Origin of the sequence: Lacibacter sp. H407, from assembly GCF_037892605.1 — a bacterium.
Taxonomy (GTDB): domain Bacteria; phylum Bacteroidota; class Bacteroidia; order Chitinophagales; family Chitinophagaceae; genus Lacibacter.
The window spans coordinates 638,938-664,478 of sequence record NZ_JBBKTU010000001.1; the positions used below are offsets into that span (position 1 = coordinate 638,938).

19 protein-coding genes and 1 tRNA gene are annotated in these 25,541 nt (G+C 40.8%); 8 read left to right on the forward strand and 12 right to left on the reverse strand.

The genetic code is table 11. From position 1 onward, the window contains the following. Positions 1 to 26: 26 nt before the first annotated feature. Together WG989_RS02695 and WG989_RS02700 are read right to left on the reverse strand one after the other, a co-directional pair. On the reverse strand, positions 27 to 3,593 hold the full coding sequence (locus tag WG989_RS02695; protein ID WP_340427174.1) for a T9SS type A sorting domain-containing protein: 3,567 nt from the start codon (positions 3,591 to 3,593) through the stop codon (positions 27 to 29). Positions 3,594 to 3,734: 141 nt separating this feature from the next. Further along, positions 3,735 to 6,071 carry a T9SS type A sorting domain-containing protein gene (locus tag WG989_RS02700; RefSeq protein ID WP_340427175.1) on the reverse strand — a complete coding sequence of 779 codons (2,337 nt, stop codon included), beginning with the start codon at positions 6,069 to 6,071 and terminating at the stop codon, positions 3,735 to 3,737. Between the two features lie 295 nt (positions 6,072 to 6,366). On the opposite strand from WG989_RS02700, the gene WG989_RS02705 reads away from it, so the two are divergent. Together WG989_RS02705 and WG989_RS02710 are read left to right on the forward strand one after the other, a co-directional pair. After that, positions 6,367 to 10,329, forward strand: a complete 3,963-nt coding sequence (locus WG989_RS02705) for a PQQ-dependent sugar dehydrogenase (protein ID WP_340427176.1) — start codon at positions 6,367 to 6,369, stop codon at positions 10,327 to 10,329. A 73-nt stretch (positions 10,330 to 10,402) separates the two neighbouring features. Then, positions 10,403 to 10,624 (forward strand): hypothetical protein, encoded by a 222-nt coding sequence (locus tag WG989_RS02710; protein ID WP_340427177.1) that lies wholly within the window; start codon positions 10,403 to 10,405, stop codon positions 10,622 to 10,624. A 49-nt stretch (positions 10,625 to 10,673) separates the two neighbouring features. Here the strand turns inward: WG989_RS02710 and fumC are convergent, their stop codons facing one another. Further along, positions 10,674 to 12,071 (reverse strand): class II fumarate hydratase, encoded by a 1,398-nt coding sequence (fumC, locus tag WG989_RS02715; protein WP_340427178.1) that lies wholly within the window; start codon positions 12,069 to 12,071, stop codon positions 10,674 to 10,676. A gap of 86 nt (positions 12,072 to 12,157) precedes the next feature. Between fumC and WG989_RS02720 the strand changes: the two genes are divergently transcribed. Then, positions 12,158 to 13,576, forward strand: a complete 1,419-nt coding sequence (locus WG989_RS02720; RefSeq protein ID WP_340427179.1) for an alpha-L-fucosidase — start codon at positions 12,158 to 12,160, stop codon at positions 13,574 to 13,576. 1 nt (position 13,577) lies between these two features. Here the strand turns inward: WG989_RS02720 and WG989_RS02725 are convergent, their stop codons facing one another. The 5 genes from WG989_RS02725 to WG989_RS02745 form a co-directional block, all read right to left on the reverse strand. Further along, entirely contained in the window at positions 13,578 to 14,273 is a 696-nt protein-coding gene (locus tag WG989_RS02725; protein WP_340427180.1) for a hypothetical protein, read from the reverse strand. Positions 14,274 to 14,324: 51 nt separating this feature from the next. Beyond that, on the reverse strand, positions 14,325 to 15,017 hold the full coding sequence (locus WG989_RS02730; protein WP_340427182.1) for a hypothetical protein: 693 nt from the start codon (positions 15,015 to 15,017) through the stop codon (positions 14,325 to 14,327). 49 nt (positions 15,018 to 15,066) lie between these two features. Further along, positions 15,067 to 15,849, reverse strand: a complete 783-nt coding sequence (locus tag WG989_RS02735) for an enoyl-CoA hydratase/isomerase family protein (protein ID WP_340427183.1) — start codon at positions 15,847 to 15,849, stop codon at positions 15,067 to 15,069. A 25-nt stretch (positions 15,850 to 15,874) separates the two neighbouring features. Next, the gene (locus WG989_RS02740; protein ID WP_340427184.1) at positions 15,875 to 16,282 is read right to left on the reverse strand and encodes a cobalamin B12-binding domain-containing protein; all 408 of its coding nucleotides are present in this window, start codon (positions 16,280 to 16,282) and stop codon (positions 15,875 to 15,877) included. Positions 16,283 to 16,353: 71 nt separating this feature from the next. After that, positions 16,354 to 17,910, reverse strand: a complete 1,557-nt coding sequence (locus WG989_RS02745) for an ArnT family glycosyltransferase (protein WP_340427185.1) — start codon at positions 17,908 to 17,910, stop codon at positions 16,354 to 16,356. 35 nt (positions 17,911 to 17,945) lie between these two features. Between WG989_RS02745 and WG989_RS02750 the strand changes: the two genes are divergently transcribed. Beyond that, positions 17,946 to 18,935, forward strand: a complete 990-nt coding sequence (locus WG989_RS02750; RefSeq protein WP_340427186.1) for an aldo/keto reductase — start codon at positions 17,946 to 17,948, stop codon at positions 18,933 to 18,935. Between the two features lie 60 nt (positions 18,936 to 18,995). Here the strand turns inward: WG989_RS02750 and gltX are convergent, their stop codons facing one another. Next, complete coding sequence (gene gltX, locus WG989_RS02755; protein ID WP_340427188.1) at positions 18,996 to 20,510, reverse strand: glutamate--tRNA ligase; 1,515 nt, start codon at positions 20,508 to 20,510, stop codon at positions 18,996 to 18,998. Between the two features lie 78 nt (positions 20,511 to 20,588). On the opposite strand from gltX, the gene WG989_RS02760 reads away from it, so the two are divergent. Further along, on the forward strand, positions 20,589 to 21,530 hold the full coding sequence (locus tag WG989_RS02760) for an ARPP-1 family domain-containing protein (protein ID WP_340427189.1): 942 nt from the start codon (positions 20,589 to 20,591) through the stop codon (positions 21,528 to 21,530). A gap of 8 nt (positions 21,531 to 21,538) precedes the next feature. Then, entirely contained in the window at positions 21,539 to 22,165 is a 627-nt protein-coding gene (locus WG989_RS02765; protein WP_340427190.1) for a polysaccharide deacetylase family protein, read from the forward strand. A 114-nt stretch (positions 22,166 to 22,279) separates the two neighbouring features. Here WG989_RS02765 and WG989_RS02770 read toward each other — a convergent pair whose 3' ends face one another. Continuing rightward, complete coding sequence (locus tag WG989_RS02770) at positions 22,280 to 23,173, reverse strand: hypothetical protein (protein ID WP_340427191.1); 894 nt, start codon at positions 23,171 to 23,173, stop codon at positions 22,280 to 22,282. Between the two features lie 163 nt (positions 23,174 to 23,336). Here WG989_RS02770 and WG989_RS02775 point away from each other — a divergent pair, with 163 nt between their 5' ends. After that, positions 23,337 to 24,104, forward strand: coding sequence for a TatD family hydrolase (locus WG989_RS02775; RefSeq protein WP_340427192.1), 768 nt, complete (start codon positions 23,337 to 23,339; stop codon positions 24,102 to 24,104). A 32-nt stretch (positions 24,105 to 24,136) separates the two neighbouring features. Next, positions 24,137 to 24,223 (forward strand) — tRNA-Ser (locus WG989_RS02780). A gap of 54 nt (positions 24,224 to 24,277) precedes the next feature. Here WG989_RS02780 and WG989_RS02785 read toward each other — a convergent pair. Beyond that, a complete protein-coding gene (locus tag WG989_RS02785; RefSeq protein WP_340427193.1) occupies positions 24,278 to 24,742 on the reverse strand; it encodes a hypothetical protein in 465 nt (154 codons plus the stop codon). Positions 24,743 to 24,773: 31 nt separating this feature from the next. Further along, on the reverse strand, positions 24,774 to 25,484 hold the full coding sequence (gene rnc / locus WG989_RS02790) for a ribonuclease III (protein WP_340427194.1): 711 nt from the start codon (positions 25,482 to 25,484) through the stop codon (positions 24,774 to 24,776). Between the last annotated feature and the right edge of the window lie 57 nt (positions 25,485 to 25,541).

Consider the following 25,541-nt stretch of genomic DNA (forward strand, 5'->3'; position numbering starts at 1 on the left):
AAAAACATTTTCCCAAACTGACAACACTATCGTTTTTGCACGGGCTTGTTAACGATACCATGTCTTGAAACAATTCGTACAATATAAGAGCCAGGCTGTAAGTTATCCGGAACATCAAGCATCATTGCGTTTGTTCCTTTACTTACAGCAAGTTTCTTTGTAAGGATAAACCGGCCTGTGGCATCAAGTAACTGAACATCGATCTGTTCCTTTTCTGCAACGATAACCTGGAATGACAATTTTGAAGCGATTGGATTTACAAGATTACTTACATCAAATAACTTTGCCTGCCCCGGCTGTACAGTAAGTACGTTGCTGAATTTTGTTCCGCCTTGCACAGCAGATAAACGCAGGCGATAATATACTTTACCATACACAAGTTTAGTGTCGTTGAAAAAATATTGTTCCTCGTTAGACTGTGCCCCTTTTGCAGTCAGCATGCCAACTGAAGTGAAATTTCTACCATCGGTACTACGTTCAACGGTATAGCCAATAAGATTCGCTTCCTGTTTTGCTTTCCAATGAAGTACAGCAAATTCGTTTTTCAACTGCACATTGAATTGAAGTATTTCAACAGGTAAAACTGCACAGGATGGTTGTACATTGATCGTAATGATATCAACATCGTTATACAAAGCACAGCTACCTGACGAGAGGTTTGTAGTTGATGTACCCACACGGATGCGATACTTATAACCATTGTATGTACTTGAGGCTATAAACGAAGGCAATGCTGCAGTATCTCTGTATTCTCCACTGTAATTCGTAAATCCAAAGCTCTGCACGGAAGGGCTTTCTGGAGCAGATATCCAGGTTGTACCATTATCTGTACTACGCTCCCATTGATAATAATTATAGTTATCAAAGAAAGTAGAAACAGCAACTGAAATATCTACCTGGTTATTGTCACAATAGGTGGGTGAATTTGTTGGACGCATTGTTAATGTAGGTAAGCAGGTAGCAAAAGAAATATCATCCATTACCCAATCGTTACCACCACCACCCGGTGCATTATTTTTAATGGAGATAGTGAGCGCTGTTTGTCCAACACCTGTTTTGAATACAAAACCTTTCTTCACCCATTGACCCCATGTACCAATATAATCCATGGTTCCTGTATTGTAATAGTCAATACCATTTATCTGGAATGTAAGATTTGGTTTTACACCCGATGAATCACCCGGTGCTGTTGGAATATAACTTGCATTCACTGTAACTCCTGAAGCTCCTGTACCGGTGCTATCAGAACCACATCGTTTACATACATTCCTGAACCATGCCGAGAATTCATAATAAGTATCCTCGCACAAGCCCGTAATATTTTGGTTATTGGCAATACTTAATTGATACGCCGCATTTACGGCCAGCATATAACCACCGCTTACACCATTTGCAGGTGCAGGGTTGCCAGCTAAGGGATCTGCGGCACCGGTATGATCACCAATAATATCCCACACGCCGAAAATACGATTGCCTGATGTTGTATTAGGACGGGCGACAGTTGGATCAGTTAATTGATTAGGGCTTAGATTTTTTGTGACGGAAAAATTACCATCCTGCGGGTTACTTGCCGCCAATGCCACAAAGTTATATCCTGATACAGTTCCGGGATTAGCTCCGTTAAGACTGGTTCCTGATCCAAAATCTCCACTACCTGCGTTTACATTATTTGCACCGGTTGCATTTGAACATAAACCATAGTTAGGGTAAATGATAAAAGAAAGACTGTTTGGGTTATTTGTATAATCAACTGCACCAACCGATGACAGCTGATTACGATACCGGACTGCTCCGGAACCATAGTTAACAATTGTATTGTATGCAATTGATGCATCAACCGTAACACGATACGTAACGATCACAAGCACCCCATTTCCACGTGGCCTGTGTGTGCCGGAATTATAATAACCTCCTGTTGCACTATCAATTCCTGTTGAATTAACTGAACTGGTAGGCATATTCGTTGTATCTCTTCCAAGATTGAATCGAACTGTTCTGTTAGAACCATCATACATACCAAAATCATCACCGGATGCATCAGTATAAGCAGCATACTGCTTGCCTTCGTTGGTCAATAATTTCAATGAGCCCGCCACATACGTTAAGTTAGAGGGAATCGTATCATTATAACGTGCTCTGAAAATTCGATTTGATCCATTATTAGCTACGTTTACAGAAACTCTTATTTCCAACACATCACCCGGAATAATTGTACCACCATTTGGTCTGGTGATATTAATAAAACTTTTACCTGTTGATACGTTAGCTGGCACTGTTGCCGCAGGTGTTGTAATACAGATATTAAATGTGCCATTACTTGTAATTGCGGATGAGCCTGCAGAATAAACCCTTACATAATAAACAGCGCCGTTTGTTAAACTCATTGAAATACTTCCACTGGTACTGCAGAATAGTGAAGTTAAACTGCCGCATGTGCCTGAAAATAATTCCATATAGGCGCCGGATCCACTCAGGTTAGTTCCCAAGCCGCTTAACGTAATAGTAGTAGTGGGTGCAACTGTAGCTGTAAACATATACCATACATCATCATCAGAAACACCACCGCATGAAGGCGCTGTAATTCCTGAATTAGTAGCACCAACCACGGTGCCTGCTGTATTTATACAGCTTACTCCCGGAATCAGATTAATTGCTCCTGCGCAATTATCATTGGCTGGCGGCGAAACATGTGTAATACAAATATTATAACCACCTGTAGAGGTTAACGCTGTATTACCCATTGAGTAAACACGAATATAATAGGTAGCTCCTATTGTAAGCGAAGAGGATAAACTTAATGCTGAAGAAGTGCCAAAATTACAACCCAGCGATGTTAAGCTGCCGCAGGTACCCGAGAATAATTCCACAACAGTTCCGGAAGCAGCGAGATTTGTTTCAATACCGCTCAATGAAATAGTTGTGATAGATTGTACAGCAGTAAAACTATACCACACATCATCATCAGCCGTGCCACCACACGAAGGAACGGCGATGCCGGAACTGGTTCCTCCAATTACTGTACCTGCGATATTACTACAAGAAGTGTTTGAGGTTAGCGATGTTGCAGATGCACAATTATCATTTGCAGGTGGCGGAGCGGGATGAGTTATGCAAATTGAAAAACCTCTTCTGTTAGATGGGTTACCTGTTGTTGTACTTGTAGTATATACCCGCACATAATAAGTTGTGCTTACAGATAAGCCTGATACAACAAGACTTGTAGAAACGCTTTGACAACTGATTGATGTAAATGATCCGCAACTCCCGCTTAATATTTCAACAAATGTATTTGCACCGGAAAGATTCGAACCCAGACCACTTATGGTTATGGTTGTTGTTGATGACTGTGCAGAGAACCGATACCAAACATCGTTTGTTGTTGTGTGAGAGCAACCGGCACCGCTGTTAGGGCCATCTTTTGTTGCATCTTGCAAATCTCCTATGGTTGTTGAGCACGCAATGCCTGAAGTCAGCAAAACAGAACTTCCACAAGTATTATTAGCTGCCTGCCCAAATGAAATAAATGGAATTGCTATAAGAGAAAGCAATAAAATAATTAGTCGAATTGACTTCAGATACAAATTTGGTTTCATAGCTATTTGGATAGTATACGGACGACTTTCCAAAATTCAATCATAAATTCTTCGGAAGCAATAGTAAAACTTCCCGATTATGACATTCTAACGAGAAGCCTCTATGAGCTCGTATTGGTTTACACTTAGTTGCGTCAGGATTTAATTACCAATTAGTTTTTTCTGAATTGATTTTCCCTCATACAATACCTGAAGAATATAGATACCCGAAGATGCATTGTCGTTTAGTTCAAGCTGAACTGTATTGATTCCGGCAGTTAATAGTTGTTTCCGTTCATGTGTTACTCTGCCGGTGATATCAATCAGTTGAATTGTTACAGGACGTTGTTTGTCGCTTGTAAAATCAATAAGTATGCGTTCATGAAAAGGGTTATTAAATACCTGCATATCCAATTCATATCCTTGCTGCGCTACAACAACTACTTTGCTGTATTTAACAGCACTTCCTGTGATCATTTTCACTCTGTAGTATGTTCTTTGATGAGCAGCTACAGGATCATTCCACACATATCGTAACAGTAATGCTCCGTTAATTTTTCCTGTTTCTGCGTATTGCATTCCATTTTCACTTCGTTCAATACTATAAGAAGTATTTGGTTGTTCATCTGCAATATCCCAGATCAGTTTTGCATGACGATTAATGAGAGAGCTGTTTACTCTTATAAAACTTGCAGGCAATACGTCGCAAGTGGCATTTAATCCAAGTGAAATAACATCAGTGTTATTGTATGAAGCACAACTATTGTTACCTAAATTAGTGAGCGATGTGCCAACACGAATTCTGAAACGATGCCCACTATTTGAAGGATTGGCAATAAAGCTTGGGTACGCAACAGTATCAACATAATAAGGTGAATTATAAGTATAGCTGAAGGTTTGAGCACTCGGGGACATTGGTGCATTGTTCCAGGAAGCACCATTATCAATACTTCGTTCCCAACGATAATATTGATAGTTGCTGTAAAAAGATTGTACAATTACTGACATGTCAACTTGCCCGTTATTACAATAAACAGGGTTATTTGATGGCCGCATATTCAATCCGGGTAAACAAGTTGAAAACGCAACATCATCCATCACCCAATCATTACCACCACCACCGGGTGCATTATTACGAATGACAATATTTACAGATGTCTGACCCGGCGCTGTTCTAAATAAAAAACCCTTCTTAACCCATTGGCCATTGTAGTCAAGATTACCCGTTGTATAATAATCCATTCCATCAACCTGGAAAGTAAGATTAGGTAATACTCCTGCAGAATCATTTGTGTTAGGAACAACAGGAGCCATATAGTTTTTAAATCCTGTGGTTCCTGAACCTTTGCCCGAAGTATCACTGCTACACCTGCGGCATATATTTCTGAACCATGCGGAAAACTCATAGTATGTATCCGGGCACAAACCACTTACTGTTTGCTGTACTGCATTATTAATACCGTAGGCAGCATTTACCACAGCCATGTAACCTCCGGGTTGTCCGGGTGTTGTTGCCGGATTGCCCGCCAACGGATCAGCTGCATTGGTATGATCGCCGATGATGTCCCATAAATTAAACTGACGGTTTGAATTGGGATAAGCAAGACTTGCGTTGGTACTGCCGGTTGGGCTGGTGTTGTTAGCAACCGTAAACATGCTGTCGTTAGGTCCCGAAGTTGGTGCTGCAAACGCACGCCATTGGTACCCCGGCACTACCGTTCCCGCAGCAGGAACCGGGCTTAAATTTTGTGTAGAACCGCTCCCGAAATTTCCACCGTTACCTGTAATTGAATTACCGCCTACAGTGCTGCAAACAGGAAGAGGATCTGTTACCATCACCGTCATTCGGTTTAAGTAGCGAACAACACTGGGCAATGTTGCTTCGCTCAATGTATTGGCTGTTTTATATCGAAAAGCACCTCCGGCTATTGTAAAGGAATTACCGGCAGTTGTATTCACCGTTACTCTGTAAGTGATCATGATGATACATGTACCTCCAAAAAAACTCGGGCGACCTGTATTATAAATTCTGCAACCAGATGCTGCCGGAAGGATATCGATCGTATTGGGTGCAGCAACAGCATTGTATGCAGCGGTTTGCCCTCCAACTCTTGTAAGGCTGCCAACGTTTACACGTAACACGCCTCCATTATATCGTGCTTCATCATCCCCACCTGCATCGGTGAGTAAGCCCGTTGTCCGTAACGGCGTGCCATAATTCATTCCTTCATTCGTAGTAAAGCGGATTGAATTTGCAATGTAGGTGGTGCCTGTTGGAATTGTATCGTTGTACCTCGCAAAATAAGCAGAACTGCCTGTTACAGCAATTACAGCACGTATCTCTAATTGATCACCATTTTGAATTGTACCACCTGTTGGCTTGCTGATGTTGATATAACTTTTTCCGGTTTGCACAGATTGTGCGATCGCTTTGTTACAAAAAGCCGAGACAAGTAAAATAAAAATAAGTTGATAAATAAGGAGTAGAGATTTCTGCATAAGCTATCGGATTAAAAACAAATTCAATTAAAAAGGAATATAAAAGTAGGCTGCTGATCAATTCAAACCAAGATGAATAACTACGGTAACCTATATGCAGTAATTGATGCATCTGTATTGTAGTTCATACGAAGTTTTGAAAAAGTAGTATTACAATTAATTACGCTGTTTGATGAACTGTAAAACTGCATCCTTTTCATTCCAGTATTTTCCGCATTTAATAAGGGGAATCTTCTATTGGCAGGCAAGTACAGTCATCCTACTTTTACAAAATCCAAACAATCCTCGTAAAATCATGAAACGTATCCTGTTCATTTCTTTCTTTTGTGCTATTTCATTTATTTCATATGCACAACCGGCTAACAACGATTGTGCCGGGGCCATTTCAGTAGTTGTCAACTCCGACGCAACATGCACGAGTACTACTTCGGGCACGACGATAGCAGCAACCCAAACTATAACTCGTTGTGCTGGCGGAACAACTGCTGATGACGATGTTTGGTTTAATTTCATCGCAACTGCTAGTTCACATGTAATTACAATTACACCAAGTGGTGCATCTCCAATAACCAATATTGTACTTGAAGCATATAGTGGCGATTGCTCAAGTTTGAGCTCATATGGATGTGTGAACAATACGAGCGGTTCTTCAAGTGAAACAACTACTTTGACAGGACTCACAAGTGGAGTAACATATTATTTCAGAGTTTATAGCTCAGGTAATGGAAGTGGTCAAGGTACCTTTACTGCTTGCGTAAGTTTATTGCCGCCTCCCTCCAATGATGTTTGCACAGGTGCAACAAACATCTCACCAGTAACAATCTGCGGTGCTACAACCAATCAAACATTATTGAATGCAACTACTACCGGTAGTCCAACCAACGGTGCAGGTACAACAAGAGATGTTTGGTACACGTTTACAACACCAGCTAATATCAGAAACGTTCAAATTGCTGCTTCCAATTTTGGAGGAAGCCTCACTTCATCTAATACATTTATTGAAGCATTTACTTCTTCCAGTTGTGCTGCGGGTGTATTTACCGGAACTTCTATTGGTACAACAGCAAGCGGCACTTCAAGTCTTTCATTGACAAATCTTACACCAGCCACACAATATTATTTCAGGGTTTTTACAACCGGTACAGCCACTGGTGGTACAGCTGCCAATTGGGGATTCGACATCTGCGTTTCTTACACAGCAGTACCTTCAAACGATAACTGTGCAGGTGCACTTGTACTTACATCGGGTACAACCAATTCAACAGGATCTGTTTTAAATGCTGCTGCCAGTGGAACAACAGTTGGTTGTGCAACAGGAACGCCTGATGATGACGTTTGGTTCAGTTACACAACTGGAAGCACTCAAACTTATGCGAGTATTACTGTAACACCCGGTGCAACATTAAGTGCAAACGGAGCTATGATACAAGTGTACTCAGGCGCATGTGGCAGCTTGGCTAGTATTGCTTGTGGCCAAGGTGAATTAACGATATCAAGTGGACTAGCTCCATCAACGCAATATTACATCAGAGTATATTCATCGTCTGCTTACTCAACTACTCCTGCTGCAGAATCAGTAGCGAATAATTTCAGCATTCTTGTATCGGCACCACCAACAAGTACGTCCATTACTTCCGGTAAAATGAATGAAGTTTACAGGCAAACCATCTTATCGGCGGCAAACGTGCTGGCCGACCCATGGGAAATAACTTACGGACCGGACAATTATTTGTGGGTTACAGAAGCGAAAGGTTATAAGCTCAACAGAATTCATCCTGTTACAGGTGCAAAACAAGTAGTACTGGATGTTTCGCAGGGTAGTACTTTTTTGCCTGCGCCAGACCAAACATTTAATAGACAGTTTGATATTTCAGCCAATAACCCACAAGGAGGTTTTGCAGGCATGGCATTACATCCCAATTTTACCGGCGCATCCGGGGGTGAAAATTATGTGTATGTTTCGTATGTACACACCTGGAATGGCGGCATAGTCTATACAAACAGGATCGTTCGTTTCCTGTATAATCATAGTACCAACAAATTAGAATCACCTGTTTCCATTTGCGACACAATACCTGGCAGTGGTGATCATAATTCGCAACGAATGATTATTGCACCGATGACACAGGGAGGTTCAGATTACTATTTATTTTATGCGGCAGGAGATATGGGTGCCGGGCAACAGTTTCCAACTTCAGCAAACATAACCCGACCAATGAAGGCGCAGCATATTAATGCATACGAAGGAAAAATTTTACGCTTTGCATTGTCCGATACATGTTCAGGTACCGGTAATCAAAAATGGATCCCGGCGTCAAATCCCTATAATGATGTTGCTCCAATTGTTGGCAAAAGTGCAGTTTGGAGCATTGGAATACGAAATAACCAGGGCTTTGCTTATAATCCAGCATTAAATATTTTGTATGGTTCATCGCATGGCCCCTTCAGCGATGACGAAATAAATATCATTGAAGGCTTTAAGAATTATGGACATCCGATAGTGATAGGCTATGCAGCGGATGGCAATTATAATGGAACCACAACGCCGGGTTTGAGTACCAGCACTTCTGCAGGCGTATCCTTTGGATGGACAGGTGGTTCATATACCGTTGATGGCCAAGCAGCAGCAGCATCAAGCGCTCCGCCTATTGGTAATGAAGTAACCAACATGAATACGATCAATGCAAGTGCTTCTTTATACGGAGCCTACAAAGATCCGCTCTTTACTGCCTATCCCGGAACCGGCGCAGGAACTGTTTCTTCTATTTGGAGTGCTGCAACCACACCTGGTAATGCTGGCTGGCATTCAGAAGGGTGGTCTGGTTTAGATATTTACACACACACATTAATTCCCGGATGGAAAAACTCTTTACTTGCCGCTGGATTGAAATGGGGACGTACCATTCGATTAAAATTGAATGATGCCGGTACAGCTGTAATTCCTACAGCTGGAGCCGATACAGTTACTTATTTTCAAAGTACAAACCGATACAGAGACATTGCCTTTGCGCCAAATGGGAAAGAAATTTTTCTTTCTATGGATCGTTCAAGCGCTGCATCAGCAGCAACTGTTGGCAATCCCGTAGCTACAGTCAGTGCCTGTGCGGGTTGTGTAATAAAATATGAGTTCCTTGGTTACAATCCAACAGGTGCGTCACCTTTTCCAAGCAGCATCCCAACAAGCATCCCAATTGATTCAAGCACAAGTGCAGGATGTGTTACCGCAACTGCAGTAACCATCAATGCTTCTAATGGTAATAACAATTTATGGGTACCTATTACAGGCCCTAACGGAAATATTATTGCTGAAATTGATGCAAACAACAACGATCTTGGCGATATCAGTACATCATTTTTTACAAGAACGGGAGCACCGGTAAGAACTGGGTTTGGCAACAAATATTTAAACCGTAACGTAACAATTAACGTACAAAATAATCCGCCTGCAACACCTGTTTCTGTAAGATTATATATTACTGGAAAAGAACTGGCAGATATGATCGCAACCTCTGGCAGCAATGTTACTAGTATTACTGATCTGTCTGTCTTTAAAAACAATGACCCCTGTGGTACAACAATGGCTTCGTCTGCATTAGGACAAACAGTTACCGGAAAATATGTTCAGTCATCTTATGGACATGCCATTCAGTTTGATGTTACATCCTTCTCCAGTTTCTACTTTATGTCTTCGTCTTCAACGTTACCGTTTGACCTATTCAGCTTTACCGGTAAAGCGATCAATGATAATTCAAGACTTGAATGGGTAGTGAACAACGAAGTGGATGTGATCTCTTATTCAGTAGAACGCAGCCTTGACAATGTAAACTTTGAAGAGATCGGAAAGGTGGATGCTAAAAACATCCCGGCTACAAACCTCACCTACAATTTCATTGATTACAATGCAGGCAAACTGGCAAACAAAGTTTACTACCGTGTACATTCAAATGAAAACAATGGTGCTAAGAAATATACCGATATCATTGATGTAAGTTTTGGAGCACTACAAGACGTTTACGTAAATGTGTTCCCGAATCCGGTTATCGAAAAAACAACTGTTACCATCAATGCTATTGCTGACGAAACTGCTCAATTAAGAGTAATTGACAATACTGGTCGTACTATTCAAACACTGGAGATCAACCTTGTAAAAGGTAAAACCAACTTACAACTTGATCTGAATAATTATAAACCAGGTGTTTACTTCCTTGATATTACCGGCAAATCAATCAATGAAAAAGTAAAACTCATCAAACAATAAAACCCTGTTAAAGTAAAACCCTTGCCAAACAATGGCAGGGGTTTTGTCTTTAATAACCTGTAAAACCTATAACATGCAAAACACATTGATCCCTGCTTCATTTTTGTCTGTAGCACTGGCAAATCACAAATCGATATTGAAGAGCGATGACAATACCTATCTCATCCGGGAAACAGATACAAATCACTTTTCAAGACTTTACAGCCTGTTCTTTGGAGGTACTGCACAAGTCGCTAAGCCAACCGAACAACAACAAATATTTTCAGAACCTGATGAATACAGCAGTTATGAATAAAAAAAAAGAGAAGCTAGCTTCTCCTTTTTTGTTTTCAGTCGATCGTTCTTTATATTTTTCCAACCATGTTTGCAGGGATCACCCACTCATCAAATTGCTCTGGCGTAACATAACCAAGTTTCACCGCCATTTCTTTCAGCGTTGTTCCTTGCTTATGTGCTTTTTGTGCAATCTCCGCAGCTTTGTAATAACCGATCTTGGTGTTGAGTGAAGTAACCAACATCAAACTGTTTTCTACATGCTTTTTAATGTTTGCTTCAATTGGCTCAATGCCCACTGCACATTTATCATTAAAGCTTACACAACCATCACCTATCAATCTTGCACTATGCAGAAAGTTGTAGATCATTACAGGTTTAAATACATTCAATTCAAAATGCCCCATTGCACCACCAACATTGATTGCTACATCATTACCCATTACTTGTGCAGCGATCATAGTTAATGCTTCGCATTGAGTTGGGTTTACCTTACCTGGCATAATAGAAGAACCTGGCTCATTATCAGGAATAAAAATTTCACCAATACCGCTGCGTGGGCCACTGCTCAACATACGAATATCGTTTGCGATCTTCATCAAGCTAACTGCAACTGTTTTCAATGCACCGTGTGCTTCAACAATAGCATCATGTGCTGCCAACGCTTCAAACTTATTCTCGGCCGTTTTGAACGGAAGCTTAGTGAGTTTGGCAATATGCTTGGCTACATTCACATCGTATTTTGGAGGTGTGTTGATACCTGTACCAACTGCAGTACCACCTAATGCCAATTCACTTAAATGTGCCAATGTATTTTTGATCGCTTTCAATCCATGATCTAATTGCGATACATAACCGCTGAACTCCTGCCCTACTGTAAGCGGCGTTGCATCCATAAAATGCGTACGACCGATCTTCACTACTTTCTTATAAGCCTTTGCCTTCTTATCTAATGTATTCCGCAACTTCTCTATTCCGGGAATCGTTGTTTCTATCAGAATCTTATATGCCGCAATATGCATCGCAGTTGGGAATGTATCGTTACTGCTTTGGCTTTTGTTTACATCATCATTTGGATGCAGATATTTTTCTTTATCATCAAGTTTACCCCCATTGATCACATGACCACGATAAGCAATCACTTCGTTCACATTCATATTGCTTTGTGTACCGCTACCGGTTTGCCAAACAACTAAGGGAAAAAAATCATCCAGCTTTCCTTCCAGAATTTCTTTACACACTTTACCGATCAACACAGCTTTCTTTTTCGGCAACACACCTGCTTCATTGTTTGTAATAGCGGCTGCATGTTTCAGATAAGCAAATGCACGGATAATTTCTTTTGGCATGCGGTTGATATCCTGTGCAATTTTAAAATTGTCGATGCTGCGTTGGGTTTGTGCACCGTAATAAGCGTTAACGGGAACTTTTACTTCTCCCATTGTATCTTTTTCAATTCTGAAGCTCATAATAAATGATTTTTTGTAAGTTCGGAAAGTGCCGCAAAGTTAGGTGTTAACTGAGTTGGATTTCCTAATTTGAGTAATCAAATCATATGACAAAATTCATTTTTTCAATCGCAGCTTGCTTTGTCCTCACTATTGTTTGCTTTGGACAAAACCCTAACCCCGTGCCAACGCCTCAACAACTCAAATGGCATAATTCAGAATTCTATCTGTTTGCCCATTTTGGTCCCAATACATTTACCGATAAAGAATGGGGACATGGTGATGAGCCGGAAGATATCTTCAACCCCACAGAGCTTGATTGTCGCCAATGGTGCCGTATTGCAAAAGAAGCGGGTGCAACAGGCATCATCATCACCGCCAAACATCATGACGGGTTTTGTTTATGGCCGAGTAAGTATTCCAAACACACCGTTCGTGAAAGCAAATGGAAGGATGGCAAAGGTGATGTGTTGAAAGAATTAGCTGCTGCCTGCAAAGAATTTGGATTGAACTTTGGTGTTTATATTTCTCCCTGGGACCGTAACCATCCTGATTATGGTACTAAAAAATACAATGATGTATTTGTGAATATGATGAAAGAACTGTTCACCAATTATGGGCCCATTACCGAACTGTGGTGGGATGGTGCCAATGGCGAAGGGCCAAATGGCAAAAAACAAGTGTACGACTGGAAACGTTTTAAAGAAACCGTTCGAAAACTATCTCCAACAACAGTCGTGTTTAGCGATATTGGTCCTGATATTCGCTGGGTAGGAAATGAAAAAGGAATTGCAGGCACAACGAATTGGAACACGTTAAACATTGATGGTTTTACTCCCGGACTTGGTGCGCCCTCAACAGATACTTTGAATGTGGGAAACAAATATGGTACACATTGGATTCCTGCTGAATGTGATGTTAGTATTCGCCCGGGTTGGTTTTATCATGCAGAAGAAGATAACAAAGTAAAATCTCCGGAAGAGTTGTTGCAGTTGTATTTAAAATCAGTTGGGCGTGGTACAACATTGTTGTTGAATGTGCCGCCTGACAGACGAGGGAAGTTCCATGCAAATGATTCGGCTGCTTTGGTTGGGTTTCGGAAACTGAGAACAGAAAATTTTACAAAGAATCTTGCACTAAGAAGTAAAGGTTATTTTATACCACACAATGGCTCGAGGCCAGCGCCTGCTTTAAATGATGCAACTAGTCAAACATCGGAAACAATTACCAATTTTAATTCTGTTGGATTAATTTTTGATATCCCTGAAAAAATTAATTGTATTGTGTTGAATGAAGACCTCCAAAATGGACAAGCTTGTGCGCAGTACAGAATAGTATTATTGAACAAGGAGCGTGAGGTAATAAAGGAGTTAAAGGGTACAACCATTGGAAGAAAGCGGATCATCACATTCCCGGCAATTGAAAATATCAGCATCATCAGTCTTGTAATTGATGAGCAGAAAAAGCCGACGGTGATCAGTGAAATAGAAGCGTATCTTGTTAGCGAAATGCTGATTGAAAAATAGACTACAACTTTGCCATATATGTAATCAGGTTGACAACATCAGTCCGTGAAAAAAAATTGACCTTATTACCATCCAGGTATTGCTTCAGCTGATTTTCTTTTTCAGGATAGATCGAAAAAATATTCTTTCTGTTGACAGGCACAAATTGATTGAACCTGTTACCAATAAACAGTGCTTTTTTATAGGCTATCGTTGTAATTACATTGGGAGTAAGATTCATTTTTCTTCCATCCGGAGCTATAAAGCCACCTTGTGAAACACCGGCACCTTCGGTGTTGGTACCGAAAGCGCCTATTTTTTTTGTATTCACAGTAGTAAAAAAGCCAGCCACCGCCAATTTCACATCTCCCATTGTTGTGTCAAGTTTTACAAATTTATTTTGAGCATAGTAAAATTGATCCTTCCCGATATATATATACTTAACTTCTTCCGGATTTGCAATTGTAACTGTATCGCCATTTGCATCAATAAAAAGGATCTCTTCAAAAATCAAATGGTAGTTCAGTTTTGCTGCTGAATTTATCCCGTTTTTCAGAAACACAATGCCCTGCTCAAATTGAGGAAATTCGTATGCTTCGCTTTGCGGAACAGCATCCAGCAGATTTCCGCCCGGTTGAATCGTGTAAAATTTTTGTGTTTGAGCAAATAAGCCGGTAAACGAAAATACCAAGATACCGAGTGAAAAATATTTGATCATGCGTTCAGTTAGTTTTGATTTGGTAACAAAGAAAATTTCAGGTTGCTCAAGTTAATGCCTGCTCATGTATTCAATTAATTGTACGAGATGCTGCCGTGATGTAAAATCGACTTTCGTATTATTTAAATACTTTACAAGTTCAGCTTCCTTCTCCGGATAAAGTGAAAAAATATTTTTCTTCGTTACTGTTATAAATTGATTAAACTTATTCCCGATAAACAGAGCGTTTCTCCTGGCGATTGTTGTAACAATATTTGGAACAAGATCCAGTTTTACATTAGCTGGAGTAACAAAGGAACCATATGAATCTGTTCCTCCATCAGTTGTAGAACCATAGGCACCTACCTTTCTTTTGCCGACAACCACAAAGAAACCGGCAACTCCGATCTTAATATCTCCAATTACAGTATCCAACTTTACAAATCTATTTGTTGCGTAGAAGAATTGATCGCTTCCAATATTGACAGACTTTACTTCGTTTGGATTCAGAATTGTAAGCGTATCGTTATCAGGCGAAACAAAAAGAATTTCCTCATTGATAAAATTATAGTTGAGTCGTGCTTTAGATCTTACTCCATTCCTAAAATAGACCACCCCTTCTTGAAAACCGGGATATTCATACATTTCATTTTTCGGAACTATTTCAAGAAGACTCTCGCCGGGCTGTATGGTGTATTTTTTTTGCGTCTGAGCAAAAGGAGATAAGTAAGTTAATAACAACACTATGAGCAAGATGCTTTTCATTTTCTTCAATATAAATTTACATAAATCCATATGAAAAACTAAACGCTGTTTATTGTTGATTAAAGTTCGCCTTCCGCTTTTCCAGAAAAGCTCCCACCCCCTCTTTCATCTCTTCTGTTCCAAAACACTCACCAAAGAGTTTTATTTCTGCATCAAATCCATTTACTGAAGAATCATAAAATGCATTCACCGCTGCAATTACTTTTCCAACTGCATTTGGCCCCTTGCTCATGATCGTTATAAGTAACTCCTTTGCTTTGGGAAGTAATTCATCCACCGCAACAACATAATTCACCAGCCCGAGTTGCTTTGCTTCGTTGGCATCGATCATCGCAGCTGTCATCATCAATTCAAGACCTTTTCCCTTGCCAATAAGCTGCACCAACCGTTGAGTGCCACCATAACCCGGTATCAATCCAAGGTTTACCTCCGGCTGACCAAACTTTGCATTCTCGCTTGCCAACCGAAAATGACAACTCATAGCCAGTTCGCAACCTCCTCCCAATGCAAAACCATTCACAGCAGCAACAATGGGTTTGGGCGATTTTTCAATTTTATTGAATACCATTTCCTGCCCTTTTCTTGCTAATGCTTCACCATCCATTGTGCCCATCGAAAGAAATTCGGAAATATCTGCACCGGCAACAAATGCTTTTGGTCCGGCACCGGTTACTACAGCACATTTGATAGCAGCATTGCTGTACACTTCATCAACAGCAGCAGATAATTCTTCGATCACTGTTTTATTGAGTGCATTTAATTTATCGGGGCGATTAATAGTAATCACAAAAATTCCATCTTCCAAAGAAGTAAGCAATGTTTGATAACTCATATAAGTAAGTTTAAGAAATGTACAATCAGAAGTTACGATGTTTTGACACCCATTCTTTTATATAAGCCGCAATATCCTGTGTATTGGTACCGGGCAGAAATAATTTACCAACGCCCATCTTTGTTAATGCATCCACATCTTCATCAGGAATAATGCCGCCGCCTGTAAGCAGCACATCATTCATTTCTTTTTCTTTCATCAAATTCAACAGTCGGGGAAAAACAGTCATGTGGGCACCACTTAAAATACTTACACCAATTGCATCTACATCTTCCTGCAACGCAGCATTTACCACCATCTCCGGCGTTTGGCGAAGGCCGGTATAGATTACTTCCATACCTGCATCACGGAGTGCAGTAGCAATTACTTTCGCTCCACGATCGTGGCCGTCCAGTCCAACTTTAGCAACGAGTACTCGTACAGGTCTGTTCATACAGCAATGTTATGTTGCGAAAATAGGCATTTCGGCTAACGATTGTAAACTAGTCAAGGCAGAACTAGGGATTACAATTTCTTTCGGCTGAACTCCTGCTTCATTTGTTTCAACCCCTCAGCTGCCAGTTTTGAACCAACTGAATCAACATTTTCAAAAAAGATCACCCGATCACCCAGCTGGCGTGAATGTTTGTAGGTAACAGAATCGATCAATGTTACTTTTTCAAAATGCTGAAATACTTCATCATCTGCACCCGGCATTTTTCGTCCAACAAAAATTAAATGTTTGAAACCAATATCATTCGGAATCCAATGCAGGAACGATCCATTGTCGGTGATCACTTTTGATTTGAACTGCTCATCCGTTCCATAATATTTTAATGCACCTGCAAGTCCATAATGCCGGCAATAAACAATTGTGCTGTCTCTTTCGTTCTGCGGCAACGATAAAAACTGTTTCTCAGCTTTAGTTGTAATTTCTTTCCAGCCAAGGTAATCCGCAAAGTCTTGTGGTAACGAATGATTTTGTTGATCTTCCCATTTCAACATACCTGTTCCTTCCACATCACGCTCTTTATAATAAGCGGCCAGTTTATCAGGTTCCCATAGTGGCATAGCCATCGGCAAGGTAAAGCCGGCAAGAAAAAGAATGACTGCAACAGTTACCCATCGTAACCATTTTAGTTTTACAGTTGTCCATTGTTGCAAAGCCACTGAACCTGCTGCAAATAACATAGGATATAAACCCATGGAGTAATAATTTTTTCCGCTGCTTACTATCAGCAATACAATTACTGTGAGATAGATCAAAGCCAGCATGCGGTACGGCTTACCTTTTGCAGTAAACAACCAGATCAATCCCATCACCCAAATAAAAAATGCGGTGAAGTACATCAGTATCTGTCCCATCAAAAAATCAACCGGACTTAAAAACTTCAACTGCGTTTCTCTTAGTTCTTCCATGTGATGTAATAAGGGCCAGTTATGATTGTACTGCCAAATTAAATTGGGCAATGCGATCAATAACGCAAGCATTCCTGCGCCGTACAAATGTTTATTTAATAAAAGTGAACGGTATTGTGTAAGCAACAGGGCCACTGCAAAACCTAGTATAAAAAATGAAACCGAATTTTTACTTAACCACGCACAACCAAACGCTAAGCCGATCCAATACAGATACCTTACTTGTCTCGTATTGATATATCTGATAATTAAGTAAGCACTCAATGTCCACCAGAACACTTCCAGAAAATTTGCCTGGAATAAAAAATGTAACCGCAGGTAAGCCGTAAACATGATACACAAGCCGGCGATAAATACAGCAAACAATTTTCCACCCATTTCCAACACCATAGCACAAGTGATGATGAGTGTGAAAGCTCCAAACAAGGAAGGCCAGAATTTTACCCAGAAGAAACTTCCGCCAAATACATGTGTGAGGTATGACAACCAGGAAAGCATTGGTGGCACTTCCATATAACCCCATGCTAAATGATGTCCTTGTTCCAAATACAAAAATTCATCTCGGTGTAATTCGTAAACGGGATGCTGTAAAAAAAACGGCAAGGCAAATTTGATGAGTGCCAGCAAGAAAATAAATGGCCAGGCAGATTTAGTAAGGTTCATGAAGTTAAGATAATAGCTTATCTGTAAATTACATTATGAACTATCGAAAATTTGGCAACACAGACTTATCAGTAAGTGAAATTGGTTTTGGTGCATGGGCTATTGGCGGAGGTGCCATGATCGGCACTACCGCTATTGGTTGGGGTGATGCAGACGATAACACATCGATCAAAGCCATCCATGCAGCATTGGATGCAGGGATCAACTTTTTTGATACTGCGGATATTTATGGTCTTGGTCATTCAGAAAAAATGATTGGCAATGAAATTGGTAACAGAAGCGATGTAGTTATTGCAACGAAAGTGGGCAATGTTGCACGCAACGAACAATTCACTGTTGATTATTCCAAAGAATATATCCTTTCTGCATGCGAAGCATCTTTGAAACGATTGAACAGAGATGCAATTGATTACTATCAGCTGCACACAGCCCGTCTAACACATTTACAAAACGGCGAATGCATTGAAGCTATGCAACAGTTACAGCAACAAGGTAAGATCCGCTACTGGGGTTTATCGTTGAATACGTTTGAACCAAACGATGATGCAGATTTTCTATTGAATAATCATTTAGGGAATGGTTTTCAGTTAGTGCTCAACATCATTAATCAGAAAGCATTACCGTTAATGAAAACCGCAGCAGCAAAAGGCTATGGCATTATTGCACGTATGCCTTTACAGTTTGGTTTGCTTACCGGCAAGTTTGATGAGCAGGTGAATTTCACTGACAATGATCATCGGAAGAACCGGTTAACAAAAGAAGTGATTGATGCTACTTTACGTGCAACAGAACCTGTTTGGAAACTGTGCGGCAAATACAATTGCACAAAAACACAACTGGCGTTGAGCTATATTTTAAGTTATGATGAAGTGTCTGTAATTATTCCCGGTATTCGCACACCGGAACAGGTGAAGTTGAATACGGATGGTTTATTTAAACTGGAGAAAGCCGATCAACAAATGATTGAAGAGTTAGGCAAGGGCTCATTTGTTGAGTTGATGGAGTTGATACGAAAACAGGGATAGCACTGAAATCATAAAATGCCTCTGCAGTTGCAGAGGCATTTTATGATATAACAAAGTTTTTTACAGTAAGCTCAACGCATACTCCATCCGCTTTACTGTTTCTTCTTTACCAATTATTTCTGCTATTTGAAAAACAGCAGGGCCAAACTTGCCGCCAACCAACATAATACGCATAGGCAATTGCAGTTCGCCTGGCTTAATATTTTTTGCTGTTGCCAACGCTTTAAATGCATTTTCAATAGCTGTTAATTCCCAGTCGCCCATTGTTTTAAGCACATCAACGTACTCTGCAAAAAACTGTTTTTTCTCTTCGCTCCATTTTGGTTTCACTGCATCCAGCTCTAGAGTTTCCGGCGCTTTAAAAAAGAAACCACCCTGCTGTACAAAATCAGGCAACAGTGTGCAGCGGTCTTTCACCAGTTCAATTACTTTTTCAAGTTTTGCTGTATCACTTACATCAATACCACTTGCTGCAAAGTATGATTCAATTTGCAATCGCAAATCCGAAACCGGCAATCGCTTGATCCATTCATGGTTGAACCACTTTGCTTTTTCATAATCAAACTTTGCACCTGCACTATGTACACGTTTAATATCAAAACTGGCGATCAACTCATCTATGCTGTACAATTCTTTTTCTGTACCATCGTTCCAGCCAAGCACTGCCAATAAATTAATGAATGCTTCCGGCAAAAATCCTTTTTCAAGAAAGCCTTCGGTTAATTCATTTGTTTTAGGATCGGTCCAGTTCATTGCAAAAACAGGGAACCCATATTTAGCACCATCACGTTTACTCAACTTTCCACTCGGTCCTAGTATCAATGGCAAGTGTGCCCATTGCGGCATCGATGCTTCCCATCCCAAGTATTTCCATAACAATAAATGCACAGGTGCACTTGGCAACCACTCCTCTCCACGAAATGCATGGGTGATCTTCATTAAATAATCATCTACCACCACAGCCAAATGATAAGTGGGCATACCATCGGCTTTCAGCAATACTTTATCATCAACCAATCCTGTTTGGAAACTTACTTCACCACGGATCATGTCTGTAAAAGTCAACACATCATTCTCCGGCATTTTAATACGGATCACATGCGGTATATTTTTTTCCAACAGTTCCCTTACTTGATCATCAGTTAAGTTCAAACTGTTCCGCATGTCTCTGCGGGCACGATGATCGTACTGTGGTGAAGGGTTCTCGTCGGTTTTTAATTCTTCACGCATCTTCTCCAACTCCTCTTTGGTATCAAATGCATAATAAGCAAAACCACGTGCTACTAACGTTTCCGCATAGCTGCGGTACATCTCCTTGCGTTCACTCTGGCGGTAAGGACCATAAGGGCCATTATGCACAGGACTTTCATCGGGCTCCAATCCGCACCATTTCAAACAATTGAAAATGTATTCTTCAGCACCGGCTACAAAGCGTGTTTGGTCGGTATCTTCTATCCGCAATACAAACTCGCCACCATGATGCTTCGCAAATAAATAATTATACAACACGGTGCGTACACCGCCCAAATGCAAACCTCCCGTTGGACTGGGAGCAAAACGAACTCGTACACTCATGCCGCAAAGATAAAGTCAAAAACCCCAAACCCCTAAAGGCGCTTTAAACGTTTTCAATTTTATACCTTCACCAAATCAATGAAGAAATATTTCTGCCTGCTCATTTTACTTTTTACCTGTATTGCCACGAATGCGCAGACTGATTTTACGTTTCCATCACTTGTGGTTGATTATGATAGCGCCATCATTTTTCGACACCTGAAACTGATCCCAATCAAACGAATTGAGCAGTTAACCGACAGCAACTTTGTAACACCCAACTCCATTTCATTAAAAGCAGGGATGGGCAAAGGAACGGTGAAATTAAAAGAGCGTGGAAATTATATGCTCGACAACATAAACGTTCTGTTGATTGAAAACAACAGCGGCAAAGATCTCGTGATCAAAAGTGGAGAAATTGTAATGGGAGGAAGGCAGGACCGTGTTTTTGCCAGAGACACTATTCTTGAAACAGGCAAACAACATCTTGTTCCTGTTTATTGCATTGAAGAAAACCGCTGGAGCGAAAAAGAAAAAAAGTTTATCTATCGTGGTACAACCGGAAGCGGATTACAAACCATTATTGATACAGCACAAAACCAAACAAAGGTTTGGGATGAAATTCGTCGACTGCTCAAACAAAACAATCAAACAGGTTCGTCATCGTATGCAGCATTGTTGAACAATCGGAAAGTAGCTGATACTTCGCAACAATACGTTCGTTATTTCTTACAAGCTTTGAGAAGTAAAGACAGCAGTATTGTCGGCATCATCGCATCAACAGGTCATAAAATATTAGGTGCTGATGTTTTTATCAGCACCTCCCTTTTTTATCAAACTCTACCTGGCTTGTTGGAAAAATACTGTAACGAAGCCGTGCTTACGGGTACAACTGCAAATTCAAACAACAGCCTCGAAACTGCATATGCTAACGAAATGTTTTCTCCACAAACACAATCTGCTTTTCTATCAAAGAAAGGAAAACGATTTTTTTATAAAAACGTCTTGATCCAATTAACCGGATTCTCTCATCTGTACTAACTTCAACTATGTTTTATACCACAACAACACCATGGTGGCTCCGTATGTTATTCCCTCCGGATCTTACATGGAGTTTTCCTACAAAAGAAAAAGTGTTATACTTAACATTCGATGATGGTCCAACTCCTGTTGCAACTGAGTTTGTGTTGGATGAATTAAAAAAGTACAATGCTAAAGCAACTTTTTTTTGCATTGGCAACAATGTGCAACAACATTCTCAGTTATATCAACGTCTTTTTGCAGAAGGTCATCGTGTAGGTAATCATACATACGATCACTTAAATGGATTTCATACAACAGATGAATTGTGGTTGAATAATATTAAAGAAGCAGCAAAATGGATCGATTCAGATCTGTTTCGCCCACCTTATGGAAAGATCAGAAGCTTCCCCGCAAAAGTGTTGAAAGAATCAAACCCGCCTTTTAAAATAATCATGTGGAGTGTACTGAGTGCCGATTTCGATACGAACATCAGTCCGCAAAAATGCCTTGATAATGTAACGAAGAACACAAAACCGGGTAGCATCATCGTATTTCACGATAGTGAAAAGGCCTTTCCCAATCTGCGGTTTGCACTGCCTGAAGTATTGAAATTATTTTCGGGTGAGGGTTACCGTTTTGAAGTAATACGCTAGAAATGAGCTGAAAAAAGGAGGGCCGGGGTGGAAACCCTGGCCCGTTTTTAATCCGTACCCTATGAAAACTTTTGCTAAGGTACAATTTCTTTTATCAGATGCAAGTGTTTTTTCTTAGGGCAGCGTAATGATTCTTACGTTTCCGTTTACGGTTAATTCCGCTTTATTGTCGCAACGGCCATCACCGAAGTCCAGGAGCCCGTTTGTATTGTTGACCCTGATCCGGAGAACGCCTTTGGAGATCCAGCGGCAGGTGAATTTTTTGATCAGGGGTTCAATTACTTCATGACCCCAGCTTTTGCCACGGCTGTTTTCGCCACGGCCACCGCCTGTAATCGAAAAGATATCATCCAATGGCCAAAGTGGCGTACCATTGCCTTCCAACTGGGCTACAGTGCGAACACTACTCCATTTTACCCAACGGCCACTGTCCCATGTAAGCTTACCCTCAATCACTTTCGTGGTGAAAATCTTGTTGTTGCTGGTGCTGTTATTGGTAACCTCATGAGTTCCCTGTATTTGTAAGCTGTCTATTTTATAACGGTCGAAGGTTGTAGTTGCCTTGCTACCAGGGATACGCATCGGACCAGAATACACCGTAATGATCTTGCCTTTACGGACTTTTCCATCACGACCTTTGCATCCATCGCCAAAATTGATCGTAACTGTTTTTGGGAACACACCCGGTGTTTGAGGAACTACGGTAATCGTAAAGCAGCGGATACTGTCTACCCGACCCACAAAATTGCCGCCTTCCATACGGCCATAAATACCTACACCGGCAGTAATACCCAGGTCTTCGCCATTGGCTTCGGCACCAATACCCATGGTGTTATCAAATACGTCGTCAAATGCAGCTTCGGCCTCGCTATTGCTTTCGGTACTTTCTACTGTTGATATTTCTTCGTCTTGTGATTGACTGGCCTCTTTTTTACAGGCTGTGAAGGTGAGAGCACCCAGAAGCAGGAATGCCATTGTGCCTTTTGTGAAAATTGAACTTGTTTTCATGATATACGCTTTTGGTGGTTTAAATTAAAAACTGATCTGTACAAAGACTGGCTACCCAACAGTTGGTTTAAAGCCTGTTAAAAATAATTAGGGAATGATGGTCGGATATTTGAAAAGTCCATCCCGTTTATAGCTTGCCGGAAGAGCTTACTTTTGCCGTTCTATGACGATGATCGACACACATACACACCTCTATCTCGATGATTTTAAAGCGGATATACAGGAAGTGATCAGCAGGGCCAGAAGTGCCGGCGTTGAAAAATTCTATCTGCCCAATATTGACAGCAGTTCCATCGAAGACCTGTTGAATCTTGAACAACAGTTTCCCGGAGAATGTATTGGAATGATGGGGCTGCACCCCTGTTCAGTAAAAGAAAATGTGGCTGATGAATTGAAGCTGGTAGAAGAATGGCTGAAAAAAAGGCCGTTTGTGGCAGTTGGTGAAATCGGGCTGGATTATTATTGGGACAGGACGTTTATTGCTGAACAGAAAGATGCTTTTCGACTGCAGGTCAAATGGGCACAGGAACTAAACCTGCCAATCGTGATCCACAGCCGGGATTCCATGCAGGATTGTATTGATTTGGTTCGTGAACATCAGAACGGAAAGCTGCGGGGTATTTTTCATTGCTTTGGCGGAACTGTGGAAGAGGCAAAACAAATCATCGACCTTGGGTTTTTAATGGGCATTGGCGGCGTAATCACTTACAAGAAATCAGGTTTGGCTGAAGTACTTGCTTCTATACCGATCGAACAACTTGTACTTGAAACCGATGCGCCTTACTTAACTCCCGTTCCGTTTCGGGGAAAACGAAATGAGCCATCGTATCTAAAATATGTGGTCGATAAAATGGCAGAGACAATGAATCTTTCGCCTGAAGAAATTGCAATTCAAACAACACTCAACGCACAAAATTTATTCGGTAGCTGATTCTTATAACTGTATTTTTGCTGCCCTTTAACGGAGACGTGTCCGAGTGGTTGAAGGAGCACGCCTGGAAAGTGTGTATACGGGAAACTGTATCAAGGGTTCGAATCCCTTCGTCTCCGCAAAATGAAAATGCTCAACAGAATCTGTTGAGCATTTTTTATTTCAAATTACTTTTATTTCTTCTTGGCTGCAGCCACTTTCTTCTTCCCTGTTTCTGTCATAGCAAAGGAACGTGTCATCGTTTTAATTTTTTCAGGCTTACGAAAACGTAAAGCACTCCAGTCTTCATCAATAGCAACGGCACGAACCGGTTCATACCCAAGCTCGCCTAATTTTTTCCAACCGCTGTCACGGTTAAAATCGCATTTGTATTTTTTAGAAGTTCCCTTGGGGTAACAAAACCAAAGCACAGCATCCTCTTCGGCCTTCTTTGCAATTTGCTCAGCGGCTTTGTTTACTTCAGTTTGTTTGGTTGCAAATACAATTGCAAATGAAATAGATTTCAACTTGCCGATGCTTTCAACAACATTCGTGAGCTCACCCATTGCTTTCAACTCGGAAAGAAAACTATCCGGATGATTGATCGATAAAATAGCGGAGTGATCTTTGAAATTTAGTTTTTTGAATAGCGGAGTCATATCGCTGCAAAAGGATTTACAAATATGAACATCAAGTGATGATCCCTAATTTTTCTACGGCCACCTGGGCTGCAATCTGGCTGGCATCTTTTTTATTAAAGGCTTTGCCTTCTGCTATTACTTCGCCATCCACTACCGCACCAATGGTAAATAACCTTCGGCCGTTTTCCAAACGCTCATCAATGGTTTCAAAATCCAGTGCCTTTCCGTTTTTATTGGCCCAGCCGTAGAGTTTGTTTTTATGATTGATCTCCAGTAATTCAAGATCTTCCATGAAGAGGTAAGGAACGATCACATTCTTCACGATCCACTTCTGTGTTTTCTTATAACCAAGATCGAGGTAAATAGCACCTAACAGTGCTTCCAATGTATTCCCGAATATCTGCGAAATTTTAAGGGAGTTATCACCTTTGTTGTAAATGGTGATTTTTTTCAGCCCCATCCGCACGGCAATATCATTCAGCGTTACACGGTTCACCATTTTGCTACGCATCTCGGTTAAAAAACCTTCGCCTTTGTAGGGATATTTTTTGAAAAGATAATCGGCTACCACTGAACTCAACACAGCATCGCCTAAAAACTCAAGACGCTCGTTGTTCTGATCGTTGCCTTCTTTGATCGATCGATGACTGAGTGCTGTTTTATACAAATTAAGGTCGCCCGGGCTATAACCTAATATGTTACGGAGGTTACTCTCGAATTTGTTTTTAGCAGGTAATATTTGTCGGACCAGATTCCGCACCATACAGATTTAATCACATCATTAAAATCAGGGGAGCAATCCGCTCTCCGGCCGATG

Coding starts and splice junctions, on each gene's coding strand:
- WG989_RS02695 (WP_340427174.1), bottom strand. CDS start 3,593: ATGAAACCAAATTTGTATCTGAAGTCAATTCGACTAATTATTTTATTG.
- WG989_RS02700 (WP_340427175.1), bottom strand. CDS start 6,071: ATGCAGAAATCTCTACTCCTTATTTATCAACTTATTTTTATTTTACTT.
- WG989_RS02705 (WP_340427176.1), top strand. CDS start 6,367: ATGAAACGTATCCTGTTCATTTCTTTCTTTTGTGCTATTTCATTTATT.
- WG989_RS02710 (WP_340427177.1), top strand. CDS start 10,403: ATGCAAAACACATTGATCCCTGCTTCATTTTTGTCTGTAGCACTGGCA.
- fumC (WP_340427178.1), bottom strand. CDS start 12,071: ATGAGCTTCAGAATTGAAAAAGATACAATGGGAGAAGTAAAAGTTCCC.
- WG989_RS02720 (WP_340427179.1), top strand. CDS start 12,158: ATGACAAAATTCATTTTTTCAATCGCAGCTTGCTTTGTCCTCACTATT.
- WG989_RS02725 (WP_340427180.1), bottom strand. CDS start 14,273: ATGATCAAATATTTTTCACTCGGTATCTTGGTATTTTCGTTTACCGGC.
- WG989_RS02730 (WP_340427182.1), bottom strand. CDS start 15,017: ATGAAAAGCATCTTGCTCATAGTGTTGTTATTAACTTACTTATCTCCT.
- WG989_RS02735 (WP_340427183.1), bottom strand. CDS start 15,849: ATGAGTTATCAAACATTGCTTACTTCTTTGGAAGATGGAATTTTTGTG.
- WG989_RS02740 (WP_340427184.1), bottom strand. CDS start 16,282: ATGAACAGACCTGTACGAGTACTCGTTGCTAAAGTTGGACTGGACGGC.
- WG989_RS02745 (WP_340427185.1), bottom strand. CDS start 17,910: ATGAACCTTACTAAATCTGCCTGGCCATTTATTTTCTTGCTGGCACTC.
- WG989_RS02750 (WP_340427186.1), top strand. CDS start 17,946: ATGAACTATCGAAAATTTGGCAACACAGACTTATCAGTAAGTGAAATT.
- gltX (WP_340427188.1), bottom strand. CDS start 20,510: ATGAGTGTACGAGTTCGTTTTGCTCCCAGTCCAACGGGAGGTTTGCAT.
- WG989_RS02760 (WP_340427189.1), top strand. CDS start 20,589: ATGAAGAAATATTTCTGCCTGCTCATTTTACTTTTTACCTGTATTGCC.
- WG989_RS02765 (WP_340427190.1), top strand. CDS start 21,539: ATGTTTTATACCACAACAACACCATGGTGGCTCCGTATGTTATTCCCT.
- WG989_RS02770 (WP_340427191.1), bottom strand. CDS start 23,173: ATGAAAACAAGTTCAATTTTCACAAAAGGCACAATGGCATTCCTGCTT.
- WG989_RS02775 (WP_340427192.1), top strand. CDS start 23,337: ATGACGATGATCGACACACATACACACCTCTATCTCGATGATTTTAAA.
- WG989_RS02785 (WP_340427193.1), bottom strand. CDS start 24,742: ATGACTCCGCTATTCAAAAAACTAAATTTCAAAGATCACTCCGCTATT.